The organism is Halobacillus sp. AWM4_238, from assembly GCF_056158265.1.
On sequence record NZ_JBSWSY010000002.1, the window covers coordinates 3,568,730 to 3,581,248 of the forward strand.

Genomic DNA, 12,519 nt, shown 5'->3' on the forward strand with positions numbered 1-12,519 from the left:
GATGAAATGCAAACGTACGACAGCGATGTTCACAGCATTTCTTCTTATGTTACCTGCCGTTCCTGTGTCGGCAGAAGGCGAAGGAAAGACAGAGCCGGTAACGAAAGGTACCTACTCAAAAAAGCATGAAGTCGTCTACACCACACTCGATGCTTCCGGGGATCAGGAAGAAATGTATGTCGTCAACAATTTTATAATAGAAGAGCCTGGGGAAATCATTGATTATGGACCTTACACAAGTGTTCAAAATCTCACGGATGTCACAGAAATACAACAGCAAAATGAAAAGGTGGAACTGACTGCAAAAGAGGAAGCGTTTTGGTATCAAGGCAACTTGGAAGGCAAACCTCTGCCGTGGAAGATCGATGTTTCCTATCAATTAAATGGAGAATCCATGCAACCTGAAGATTTAGTCGGAAAAGACGGCAAGCTTAAAGTGAGCATTAATACAACAAAGAATGATAAAGCGGATGAGAGCTTTTACAATAACTACTTGATGCAAATAACGATGAAGCTTGACTCTGTCCTATATGACAATATACAAGCTCCTGAAGGTTCCGTAGCGAATGCTGGTAAGAACAGGCAGGTGACATTCACCGTCATGCCTGAAAAAGAAGGGAGTTTCACTCTGACCGCGGACGTCACCGACTTGGAGATGCAAAGCATTGATTTTGCAGCGATTCCATCGTCCATGTCTATCGACGCACCGGATATCGGTGGGATGAAGGACGACATGGGCTCGTTATCAAGTGCTACTGCTGAAGTCAATGAAGGGGTAAGTGAGCTCAAAAATGGGATCGCTGAACTGAATGATGGCGCAGCAAGTCTTTATAATGGTTCCGAACAATATAAAAGTGGCATCCAACGGGTAAGCAATGGTTCGTCAGAGCTTGTAGACGGATCAGCTTCTATTAAAAACGCGCTTCAACAGATGAGTGATGCTGTTGCTTCCGGCACTGCTGATGTGAATGTGAGTGATATAAGTGAAATGCAAGAGGGATTGCGTCAATTGGCCAGTGGTTTGAGTGAGGTCGAAAAAGGACTGACAAAACTGAAGGAACAATATGGTCAAGCGCATCAGGCATTAAGTCAGTCGATCGATGCCATTCCTGGGTACCAGATCTCTGAACAGGAAATCCAAGTCCTGCGTGAAAGTGGAGCCGATCCAGAAGTCGTCAACAAGTTGATAGAAACATACCAGGCTGCTCAAACGGCCAAAGGAACTTACACCAACGTAAAAGAAGCGTATCAAGCGGTCGGCCCTGTTTTGGAACAGAGTGCTGGTTCATTGAATGAAATGAGTGCAAACCTGAATACGGTGGCAGACAAAATCGGTAACAATATGGGGGATATGGACATTGGTGAGTCTGTGAAAGAATTGCAGGAAGGGTTGGTGTCTCTTTCATCGAAGTATGGGGAATTTCATTCTGGACTCAAGGATTACACAGACGGCGTTGACCGTTTGGCTGGTTCTTATACAGATATACACAGTGGCATCGGAGGTCTGACAAATGGGATGTCTGAGCTCGAAAATGGAGCCGCAGAACTTCATGAAGGCACATCTGAGTTAACGTCCAACACCAGCGATTTACCTGGTCAAATGGATTCAGAGATTGAAAAAATGGTCGAGGAATACGACAAATCCGACTTTGAACCAATATCCTATGTTTCAGAGAAGAATAAAAAAGTCGGATCGGTACAGTTCGTCATTAAAACAGAAAGCATCAAAAAAGACGAAGAACAAGAAGAGGCCCCAAAGAAAGAAAAAGAAAAAAGTTTCTGGGATCGCTTATTGGATTTGTTCAGGTAAGCAGGAGTCTTCTCTCAATTTCAGTTGAGAGAAGGCTTTTTTTATCGCGCCCAAAAAGATAGGCCTGTGCCATAAGGAAGATAATAGAAAATTTGTTCATACCTGTTTCCAAGGTGCTTCAATCTGGCATACACGAGACAGAAGATCTGTTCTTATATTCAAACGATTATTTGATCATACGCATTGACGAAGGTGGAAGGAAGGGCATACACTATAATTAAACATTAAAACGATTATTAGAATGAAGGTGAATGGAATGAGCGAAAAGGTGGGAAAGAAAACACAGAAAGATACGTGCGATATCTTCTGCTATGATGAAGAACTTGTTCAAAGAGTCCAGCCTAAGGTGGATGAAGTTTTGGGAGTGGAGTTAATATTTAAAGCGCTGTCTGATGCCACACGCTTGAAAATTGCATATGCTATGACACTTGAGAACGAACTCTGTGTGTGTGACGTAGCGAACATTATTGGTTCAACAACAGCCACTGCTTCTCATCACCTCCGGTTACTGCGAAACATGAAATTGGCTAAATATCGTAAGGAAGGGAAGCTAGTTTTCTATTCTTTGGCTGACGAACACGTTCACCAGTTGGTTTCGATTGCGATTGAACATTCGAAAGAAGAAGTTTAAAGAGAAACAGAGGTGAGAGGAATGAATGAGGAGAATAAAACGAGCTGCTGTTCCAGTTCGGAAGAGGTTCTGAACGAGGAAGCGGCGTCTTGTTGCTCCAATGGGCAGGAAAAGCAGGAGGCGGAAGCCACTTGCTGCTCCAGTACGGATGCAGTAGAAGAGACGGCAGCTTTCTGTTGTTCCAGCAATGAGAAAGAAGAGGAGGTGGGGACCTCTTGTTGTTCCAGTCCCTCCACGATGGACGAAACAACTCATGATTCTTGTTGTGAAAATGAGCAGGAAGTGGTTTTCTGCTGTAGCGCAGGCACGGATGATGGAAAGTCGGAAAGCACCAACGAGGTAAAATTCAATGTGAAAGGGATGGACTGTCCTTCCTGTGCAGCGACGATTGAGAAAGGACTGCAGAAACTCAGCGGTGTTCAATCGGTTCGTGTCCAATACGGGACAGGAAAGATGACGGTCGGTGCCGAGAATGACGCTCTTTACGACCAGATCCCAAAACATATTCGGAAATTGGGCTTTGAAGCTGAGCCAGTGGATATTCAAAAGGGGAAACAAACTTATAAAATAGATGGAATGGATTGTGGTTCTTGTGCCATGACGATTGAGAAGCATTTGAGCAAAAATCCAGCCGTTCAAGACGTTTCCGTTCATTTTTCAACAGGAAAAATGTCGATCCAACATACGACGAATTCAAATGAAATCATTAAAGAGGTCGGAAGGGCCGGTTTTCAGGCCTCCTTGGAAGGTAAAAGAGAAGAACGCCATCAGAATGCTGAGGCTGGTAAACCTACTGGGATATCAACTACGACGATCTCTGGTCTGTTTCTTGGTCTAGGGTTTATTGGATCGTTCACCAATGTGCCTGCTGAATTCATCACGGCTTTTTATGCAATGGCCATATTGATTGGTGGTTTCAAGCCTGCGAGAAGTGCTTTTTATGCAATCAAAAGCGGCTCATTGGATATGAATGTCCTCATGGCTTCAGCCGCCATCGGAGCCGCTCTGATCGGAGAGTGGTTTGAAGGAGCCATGGTTGTCTGGCTTTTTGCATTAGGCAATACACTTCAAAACCGGTCGATTGAACGGACGAGGGAATCGATCAGAAGTTTAATCAATCTCACGCCTAAAGAAGCTACCGTTAAATCAGGCAGCCAACTTGTCCGTAAAGCAGTAGAAGAGGTGGGGATCGGTGAAGTCATTGTCGTTAAACCTGGAGAAAAGATTCCTTTGGATGGGGATGTGATCACCGGAACATCCAGTGTCAACCAAGCTCCGATCACTGGAGAATCATTGCCTGTAGACAAACAGACGGGCGATATCGTTTATGCAGGTACGGTAAATGAGAGTGGATCGTTAGAAATTGAAGTCACGAAGCTCGTGGAAGATACAACTATAGCAAAAATCATTCACCTGGTAGAAGAAGCGCAGGAGCAAAGAGCTCCTACCCAGGCATTCGTCGATCGGTTTGCGCGAGTCTATACCCCGATCGTCTTCACTCTAGCCTTGTTGGTCATGGTCCTGCCGCCTCTATTCGGATTTGGTACGTGGGGAGAATGGCTGTATAAGGGGCTCGCTTTACTAGTGGTTGCTTGTCCTTGTGCGCTTGTCATTTCCACACCCGTAGCGATTGTTTCCGCCATCGGAAATGCAGCTAAGAATGGAGTCCTTATCAAGGGCGGTACGTTCCTGGAAAAGGCCGGCACCATTAAAGCCATCGCTTTTGATAAGACAGGGACGCTCACAGAAGGACGTCCGAAAGTTTCGGAGGTGCACGCATTTGATATTGACGAGGGTGAGCTGATTCGTGTGGCGAGGACCATTGAAGAACACTCCACCCACCCGATTGCCCAGGCGATTATCACGTATGCAGCAGAACGGAATATGGACGCAATGAAAGGCCAGGATTTCCAATCGATGGCTGGTAAAGGGGCCAAGGCAAAAGTGGATGGTGTTGAGTATTTTGCTGGAAGTCCGAAGTTGTTTGAAGACATGCATGTATCTCTTTCTGATAGGAAAGAACAGATCGATCAGTTGCAGAAAGAGGGGCATACCATTGTCGTTGTAGGCACATCTTCCAACGTCTTAGGCATCATCGCCGTCGCTGATACCATTCGTGACATTACCGTTCAATCGATTCAAAAACTGAAGCAGGTGGGCATGCAGGAAATGGTGATGCTCACAGGTGATAACAAGGGAACAGCAGATAAAATTGCCAAGGAAACAGGTGTCGATCGTTATTTCGCGGAGCTCCTGCCTGAAGATAAAGTTTCTGCAGTTAAGAAGCTGCAGGAAGAAGGAAAGAGTGTGGCCATGGTTGGAGATGGAATCAATGATGCTCCCGCTTTAGCTACCTCTGATCTTGGAATTGCCATGGGCGGAGCTGGAACGGATACCGCGATGGAAACGGCGGATATTGTCCTTATGGCGGATAACCTGGAGAAACTTCCTCACACGATTCGATTGAGCAGAAAAGCTTTAAAGATCATCAAACAGAACGTGTGGTTTTCCTTGATCACGAAATTGGCAGCGTTGCTGCTCATTTTCCCTGGTGTTCTAACCTTATGGATGGCCGTGTTAAGTGATACAGGAGCCGCTTTACTGGTCATCTTAAACAGTATGAGATTATTAAGAAACAAATCATAAAGAAAAAGGTGCGATTCTCGAATCGCACCTTTTTTGTCTGCTATTTTTTATTGACCGATGCATCATAGATGGAGTCTACAGCTTTTTTAAGCTCTGCATTGAACTCCTCATCTGACTGATTTGCATTCAGGTCTGCCGCCAAAGCGCGGGAGAAACTTGCGATGACGCCATCGTTTTCCTTCAGCTTTTCGTTCGCTTCTTCACGGGAATAACCACCAGAAAGGGCAACAACACGGACGACCCTAGGATGATCGACGAGTTCCTTGTATGCATTCGGCTGCGTAGGAATCGTCAGCTTCAGCATGACGTTCTCCTCTTCAGGTAACTCGTTCAAGTGTTTCAGAATATCATCTCGGAGGAGTTCCTCGCATTTTTCTTTGTCGCTGCTGTGAATATCGACTTCCGGCTCAATGATCGGTACAAGGTCAGAAGCGATGATTTTCTTTCCAATGTCGAATTGTTGTTGAACGACCTCTTTGATGCCGCTAGGATTTGGCTCATGGATGACAGAACGCATCTTCGTACCGAAAATGTTCCGTTCATTGGCACGCCTCAGCGTTTCATCAAGATCATGAATTGGTTTCATCAGTTGGACGCCGTTTTCTTTTTCCGCAAGCCCTTTGTCGACTTTCAGAAAAGGGACGACCCCTTTACTAGCCAAATAATCCGCCGTAAATTGCCCTTCAATCTCCCGGTCCATCGTTTGCTCAAAAAGAATAGCGCCAAGAATATGGTCTGCGTCGAAAGAAGGGGAGGTGATAATTCTTGTCCGCATTTGGTGGACAAGGTCAAACATCTCATCTTCACCTGAATAGGAGTCTTCCGGGACGCCATAAGCTGCCAGCGCTTTCGGTGTACTTCCGCCACTCTGGTCAAGTGCAGCGATAAATCCATTTCCATTCTTCATTTTTTCAAATTGACTGTTGTTCATGTTTTCCACTCCTTTTTCGTAGTGTGAAAAATTCCCTTTATACTCTTCCCTTAATCGAAACTTGCATAACATCATTTTGGGAAAGAGTTTTTGCTATGGATGTGGAGGAAGGTGTTTTATCAGAGCGTGAAAAGGAATACTATGTATCAATCGGAGTATAAGGAGGAGTTATGATGGGGAAGTGGTTCATGAACGTCCTGGCGTTCCTTCTTGTTGTCACTGTAAATGGCCTAGCTAACGCTTTGCCCCTGAATGGTCAAACGACAGGGGAAATCTCCAACCGTCTGAACGTGTTATTCACTCCCGCGGGGTATGTGTTCAGCATCTGGGGACTCATATACATTTTATTAGGAATCTGGGTGCTCCGGCAATTTCCAAAAAGCAGGCGGGACTTGCCCATCTATCAAGAAACAAGCGGACTGTTCGTCCTAAGCAGCCTTTTGAACAGTCTCTGGATCTTTATGTGGCACTATGAGTTTTTTGGACTTTCCGTTTTGGTGATGATTGGGTTGCTGCTGACATTGATCCGCTTGTATCAGACCTTGCAGAAAAATGAGGCCTCTTTTTTCGACCGGCTTCCGTTCTCTGTTTATCTCGGTTGGATTAGTGTCGCAACGATTGCGAACATCAGTTACTATTTAACTTACATCGGTTGGGATGGTTTCGGAATTTCCGCCACAGTGTGGACGATCCTGTTGATGATCATTGGCACACTTCTTGCGATATTCTTTATGAAAAGCCAGGACGATTTAATTTATCCACTCGTTTTTGTCTGGGCATTTATCGGCATTGGAGTGAAAAATCAAGGCAATGATGTGCCTCTTGTAGTCAATTCAGCTTTTATACTTGCAGGGTTGCTCCTGGTCATCACAATTGTATATGGGTTCAGAAAAAGATAAAAGTCACTTGATCGGATCATCAAGTGACTTTTTTTATTTACGCCGACTCCCCTTGACCAGGTCATCCAGATTCTGGATGACCTGGTCTTCCTTTTTTTGTGTTTGTGTAAGCGTTATTCCTTACGAATGAGAGGGAAAGTGATAGGATAAGGATAGGTTGGGAAAGAAAGGTGGAAGCAAAGTGAAGAAAATTCAATTAGGGAAAAGTGATTTACAAGTAGGAGAAATCTCGCTCGGCTGTATGAGAATGAGCGATTTGAGTACGAAAGATGCGTCTGAGGTAATCACGAACGCAGTGGAGAATGGGGTCGACTTATTTGATCATGCGGATATCTATGGAAAAGGAGAATCCGAATCTGTTTTTGCTGAAGCATTGAAAACGACGAGTGTGTCGCGCGACGACATTAAGCTTCAGTCGAAGTGTGGCATTCGTGATGGTTTCTTCGATTTTTCAAAAGAGCATATCCTGGAATCAGTAGAAGGAAGCTTGAAGCGGTTGAACACCGATTATTTGGACAGTTTCCTGCTGCACCGTCCAGATGCTTTAATGGAGCCTGAAGAAGTGGCCGAAGCTTTCACCACCCTGAAAGAAAGTGGGAAAGTACGTTATTTTGGTGTCAGTAACCAAAATCCGATGCAGATGGAATTGTTGAACAAATATGTAGGAGAAAGCTTGATCGTCAATCAGTTGCAACTCAGCATAGTACATACCCCGATCATAGATGCAGGTTTCAATGTGAACATGCAGAATGATCCGGCTATTGTGAGAGACAGCAATGTATTGGAGTACTGCCGACTGAATGACATCACCATTCAAGCCTGGTCTCCATTCCAGCACGGTATGATTGAAGGTCCGTTTGTTGGCAATTCTGCTTTTCCGGAAGTGAATGCTAAACTGCAAGAATTAGCTGAAAAGTATGAGGTAACGGACTCTGCCATCGCGATCGCCTGGATTCTTCGTCATCCAGCTAATATCCAGCCTGTCGTAGGGTCCATGAACACGAAACGACTGCAGGACATCGCAAAAGCTTCTCATCTCGTCTTGTCGAGAGAAGAATGGTACGAGCTATACCGCGCTGCTGGTAACGATTTACCGTAACATCTGTTGAAGTAGGGGGCTAATCTGGTTCATGGTTAGCCTCTTTTTCGTGACAAAGGGTGAAAAGGAAAAGTCTATCCTGGAATGAGAAAATCACTTTAGCGAATGATAAGAAGAGCGATATATCCGTTTATTTGATTGAAAATGCTGTAAAAAGAACAGGGATTAGAAAAAAATCCTCAGTGTAAGCGTTTATTTTGTAAGAATGTGTTGTGCTTCACAAGATTATATTTTACTCTAGTAACGTTAGCTATAAAATAGCACTCTTACTGTTTTATAACAGGTGGAGCTTTCGTTGCTTGTACTAGTTATTTTACTTATAAAAAATGAGCTCTGGCTCAAAAAAGGAGAAGTGGATATGGCAGATTCATTCACAACAGAAAAAGACGAGCAGACAAACGTAGCTCGTGACGAGCGTGAACTGCTCGACCAACTACTGGAACCTGAAGTACAGGAATCTTTGACTGTTCTTGTGAAAGAGCTTCCGAAGCTGACCGAATTGGTGAAGATTCTTTCCAGCTCTTACGATACCGTCCAATCGCTGGCAACAGATGAAATTCTGAAGCGTGACACGGTTGAATTCATGTCTGAAGTGGCTGAGCCGCTCAAACATTCCGTGAAAGAAGTAGCGCAGAACGCCATCGAAGCGAAAGATCATGCGGAAAGCAGTTCAGAGGTCATCGGACTATTCGGCTTGATGAAGATGTTGAAAGACCCTCAAGCTCAAAAAATGTTCCGTTTCGTCAATGCATACTTGAAAGTATCCGCTGAACGCAATCACAAAGAGTAGGAATTGGAGGAATCAACATGTCAAAAGAAATCGTCATTTTAGGCGGCGGTTATGGCGGGCTTCTTGCCGCATTGTCTGTGCGCCAATATATGGACGCTTCCGAAGCGAACGTCACGATCATTAACAAAACCCCAACACACCAAATCATTACAGAATTGCACCGTTTGGCAGCAGGAAACATTTCTGAACAAGCGGCAGCGCTTCCTCTTGAGAAGCTCTTGAAAGGAAAAGACATCAACCTTAAGGTTGCGACGATCGATTCCTTCTCTGTCAATGATAAGAAGATCTCTCTGGAAGATGGATCTGAAATGTTCTATGATGCTTTGGTTGTGGCATTGGGTAGTGTAACGAACTACTTCGGCATCTCTGGGCTACAAGAGCACAGCATGGTCCTTAAATCTGCAGAAGATGCGAATAAGATCCGCGAACATGTGGAAGCTCGTATTCGTGATTATGCTGCAACGAATAACGAAGCGGATGCCCACATCGTCATCGGTGGCGGTGGCTTGACTGGTGTCGAGCTTGTCGGTGAATTGGCAGACGAAACGCCAGAAATGGCTAAAAAGTACGGTGTAAACCCTGACGAGATCAAGTTGACACTCGTAGAAGCGATGCCTAAAATTTTGCCGATGCTTCCAGATCATTTGATTGAAAGAGCAACGAAGAGCCTTGAAGATCGCGGTGTTGAATTCCTGACAGAACTTCCTGTCACGAATGTTGAAGGAAATGTCATCGAATTGAAAGACGGCCGTAAGCTGACAGCGAATACGTTCGTTTGGACAGGTGGAGTGGCAGGAAACCCACTTGTTGGTGAATCCGGTATTGAAGTGAATCGCGGACGTGCGTCTGTGAACAACTACCTTCAGTCCGTCTCCCACAAAGACGTCTTTGTTGTCGGTGACAGTGCCGTTTACTTCAAGCCAGGTGATGAGCGTCCACAACCACCTACAGCACAAATCGCATGGCAGATGGGTGAGACTGTCGGTTACAACCTATATGCCTACCTTGAAGACAAGAGCTTCGAAGAGTTCGAACCTGTCAACTCAGGGACACTTGCAAGCCTTGGTCGTAAAGACGCGGTCGCTTTCATCGGTGCCAACCAGACACCATTGAAAGGTCTGCCAGCTTCTGTCATGAAAGAAGCGAGTAACGTACGTTATCTTTCCCACATCAAGGGACTATTCGCACTTGCTTACTAAGTCTATAAAAGTGAAACCACTATAAAAAGAGCCTGCTTCCGATCGCCCCGAGCGAAAAGAAGCAGGTTTTTTGTGTTTACAATCTGCTCTTTGTGGCTTATGCAACCATGTCGTTCTGGATCAGGAAAAAAGAGATAAACAAAAAATGACCTGCCTCTTGTATAAAAAGGCAGGTCATTTTTTATTTGATTTGCGTCCGTTTCGACGACGGCTGGCTGTCTTCAAATTTTTTGAAAGAAGCCTCCGGTTTTAGGGCAATCGTTTCTTCTCCTGTATGTTTGCCGAGCGATTTATACTTGAGCTGAAATTCATCTTTCACTTCAGGCTGCTCTTCCATGGAAGGTGACTGTCTCATGCCGGCAATCCAAGTATCAAAATCATACATGCCACGGTCGATAATCAAACCTAAATCTTCGAGTGACTGCGTCAATTCATTCAAGCAATCCAGACCATTTCTTAAGATAATGCCTTTTTCTTTGGCTTTATCAACAGAATGTTCAAGTCGGTAGCTCTCCCCTTGATATGTAAACTCCACAAAACAACTGCTTCGATCCCAATTAAAATTGAAATTCTCAACCTTTAAGCGTTTGACCACTTTGACCAATCTTTTCTCACAAATGCTTTGCTCTTTATGTGGCATCCATCGGAATAGAACATTCTTGAATAAACGATTCTTGAACATGCCATTCACCTTCCTTTTTTATTAAGCCTAATCATGAAGTGACTGTTTAACTAATTCTACAAGGTCTGTGAAATGACCTTCCATTTTTAAGGATAATTTATAGAAGAAAGGATATTTTATTTTAAACCTTGCAATAGCTGCTCGTCTTTTTCCCGCACGAGGTCGTAGGATTCAATCAAATGTTCCGGAACTAATGCGCGTCCATAGTTCCACGCATTCGTTTCAATCACCGACTTCAGTTCTTCAATTTCTTCGTCTCCGCCGTACATGAGCGTGCGCAAATCGTGTTTGTGCTTTTTAAATGTGAGGTAGTAGCCGATTTCATGATAGAGGATGATTTTTACAACGTTTTCCTCCCGTTCATTCACTTTTATTTTACTCATATATCCATTGATTTGTAGATAGTTAAAATTCACTGTATTCGTGGATACATTATAACTCATTGGGGCTGGCAGTTTATTATTGATTTCATAATTGATGTCCAGTTGATGTTCAAGTAGTGTATCCTTAATTATTTCTTCAACCTGCCGTACGTAAAGCATGAGAAAATCACTAACCTTTCCTTCCTATTATTCTCAGTATAAGTGAAGGGAAGAGGTGAACCAAGGTACGATACGCTCATAATGAAAAAGTCCCATTCTGGGTCATTGGTAGGGGTTTAACATTTTATTGAGGCTCTTTTTACAAAGGGGAAAGAAAATTCCTCTGTGGTGGGCGCACATATCAAACGAAAATTGTATCCACACGTATAATACGGTAACTGAATGATTAAGGAGTGAAAAAAATGAGTTATCGAGAGTATGAAGATGATTATGATTATGATCATCGCCATAAAGGTGGATGCTGTGGAAAAAAAGAAAAACACCATAAAATGAAACACTATAAAAACTGTGTAGAAGAAGTGTTAGAGGCGATCCTATATGCGCAAAAGAAAGTGAAAAAAGATGATTGCCACTCATCGTGCCAACAATCGATCGACGACCTGCTGGGAGAGAAGCGTGTGAAGAAAAACACGATTCCTTTCCTTTTATATTGCGGATGTGAACCTTTCAAAGGCACAGGAGTAGCCACGTATTCCTGTCACTCTAAGAAAGAAAAAATCAAGTGTATCCATACACACATTTTTAAAATTAAAGAACTAACTAAAGATTGCGCAGTCCTTGAGCTGCTTGACTTTAAATCAGATTTAAAAGATAAAAAACCTAAGCATTGTCACAGCAAACACGGTTCCGCCTGTCATCAACTGGATCACAAATGTCTGGATGATCTAGTAGGTACTGGCATTTGCATCAGTGTGGATTTATCATGTTTTTGTGCAATTACCTGCCTGCCAGCTGTCCACTTGTAAAATCATCCAGTTTAAATGAAGTACGCTCATTTCCTTTCCTATGCGTAAATCGGTAAACGAAAAGAAGGTAGCTGCATGAGCCTACCTTCTGTACATACTGACATCTTCATTTATCCTCCAAAAGCTTCTAATAAATCCTCGATCTCCTGGATATTCATTTCCTGTGAAACAGGGGGTTTTTTAAGCGGGAAAGGTACACTTCCCCTTTGATAAGAGCCTGCGGCTAATAACCTCTTTATTTCCAGCAATTCAGATAAGACCCCATTTGTTCCCTCTTGCTGAGAACTTGCATCTTTATGGAAGTAATAACTCAGGGCAGAAAATATCAAATGATTCAATGTGTTATTTTCTGAATGATAAGCAATTTCTTCTTTAATTTCAGGAGGAATGGAATGTTGGTCCCCTGTTTTTATATCAATGAAGGAATCAGGGATCGTCAGCACGTTTTGTTTAAAATAATCGTGATATACGTTCGACATTCCTT

12 protein-coding genes are annotated in these 12,519 nt (G+C 43.7%); 8 read left to right on the forward strand and 4 right to left on the reverse strand.

Annotation, left to right across the window (positions count from 1 at the left end; translation table 11 throughout):
* Nucleotide 1 precedes the first annotated feature (1 nt).
* The 3 genes from ACXACN_RS17810 (at nt 2) to ACXACN_RS17820 (ending at nt 5,087) form a co-directional block, all read left to right on the forward strand.
* On the forward strand, nt 2-1,810 hold the full coding sequence (locus ACXACN_RS17810) for a YhgE/Pip domain-containing protein (protein WP_474966219.1): 1,809 nt from the start codon (nt 2-4) through the stop codon (nt 1,808-1,810).
* A 256-nt stretch (nt 1,811-2,066) separates the two neighbouring features.
* On the forward strand, nt 2,067-2,441 hold the full coding sequence (locus ACXACN_RS17815; RefSeq protein ID WP_474966221.1) for an ArsR/SmtB family transcription factor: 375 nt from the start codon (nt 2,067-2,069) through the stop codon (nt 2,439-2,441).
* Nucleotides 2,442-2,462: 21 nt separating this feature from the next.
* Entirely contained in the window at nt 2,463-5,087 is a 2,625-nt protein-coding gene (locus tag ACXACN_RS17820; RefSeq protein ID WP_474966222.1) for a heavy metal translocating P-type ATPase, read from the forward strand.
* A gap of 40 nt (nt 5,088-5,127) precedes the next feature.
* Here the strand turns inward: ACXACN_RS17820 and ACXACN_RS17825 are convergent, their stop codons facing one another.
* Nucleotides 5,128-6,018, reverse strand: coding sequence for a fructose bisphosphate aldolase (locus tag ACXACN_RS17825; protein WP_474966224.1), 891 nt, complete (start codon nt 6,016-6,018; stop codon nt 5,128-5,130).
* Between the two features lie 173 nt (nt 6,019-6,191).
* On the opposite strand from ACXACN_RS17825, the gene ACXACN_RS17830 reads away from it, so the two are divergent.
* From ACXACN_RS17830 to ACXACN_RS17845, 4 genes are all read left to right on the forward strand, one after another.
* Nucleotides 6,192-6,917 carry a TspO/MBR family protein gene (locus ACXACN_RS17830; RefSeq protein WP_474966225.1) on the forward strand — a complete coding sequence of 242 codons (726 nt, stop codon included), beginning with the start codon at nt 6,192-6,194 and terminating at the stop codon, nt 6,915-6,917.
* Between the two features lie 181 nt (nt 6,918-7,098).
* On the forward strand, nt 7,099-8,016 hold the full coding sequence (locus ACXACN_RS17835) for an aldo/keto reductase (RefSeq protein ID WP_474966227.1): 918 nt from the start codon (nt 7,099-7,101) through the stop codon (nt 8,014-8,016).
* Between the two features lie 358 nt (nt 8,017-8,374).
* A complete protein-coding gene (locus ACXACN_RS17840) occupies nt 8,375-8,806 on the forward strand; it encodes a helical membrane plugin domain-containing protein (protein ID WP_474966229.1) in 432 nt (143 codons plus the stop codon).
* 17 nt (nt 8,807-8,823) lie between these two features.
* A complete protein-coding gene (locus tag ACXACN_RS17845; protein ID WP_474966230.1) occupies nt 8,824-10,005 on the forward strand; it encodes an NAD(P)/FAD-dependent oxidoreductase in 1,182 nt (393 codons plus the stop codon).
* 181 nt (nt 10,006-10,186) lie between these two features.
* On the opposite strand, the gene ACXACN_RS17850 is transcribed toward ACXACN_RS17845, so the two are convergent.
* Entirely contained in the window at nt 10,187-10,687 is a 501-nt protein-coding gene (locus tag ACXACN_RS17850) for a hypothetical protein (RefSeq protein ID WP_474966232.1), read from the reverse strand.
* Nucleotides 10,688-10,803: 116 nt separating this feature from the next.
* Complete coding sequence (locus ACXACN_RS17855) at nt 10,804-11,229, reverse strand: hypothetical protein (protein WP_474966234.1); 426 nt, start codon at nt 11,227-11,229, stop codon at nt 10,804-10,806.
* A 242-nt stretch (nt 11,230-11,471) separates the two neighbouring features.
* Here ACXACN_RS17855 and ACXACN_RS17860 point away from each other — a divergent pair, with 242 nt between their 5' ends.
* Nucleotides 11,472-12,035 carry a CotY/CotZ family spore coat protein gene (locus ACXACN_RS17860; protein WP_474966236.1) on the forward strand — a complete coding sequence of 188 codons (564 nt, stop codon included), beginning with the start codon at nt 11,472-11,474 and terminating at the stop codon, nt 12,033-12,035.
* Nucleotides 12,036-12,145: 110 nt separating this feature from the next.
* Here ACXACN_RS17860 and ACXACN_RS17865 read toward each other — a convergent pair whose 3' ends face one another.
* Entirely contained in the window at nt 12,146-12,514 is a 369-nt protein-coding gene (locus ACXACN_RS17865; RefSeq protein ID WP_474966237.1) for a dehydrogenase, read from the reverse strand.
* Nucleotides 12,515-12,519 lie beyond the last annotated feature (5 nt).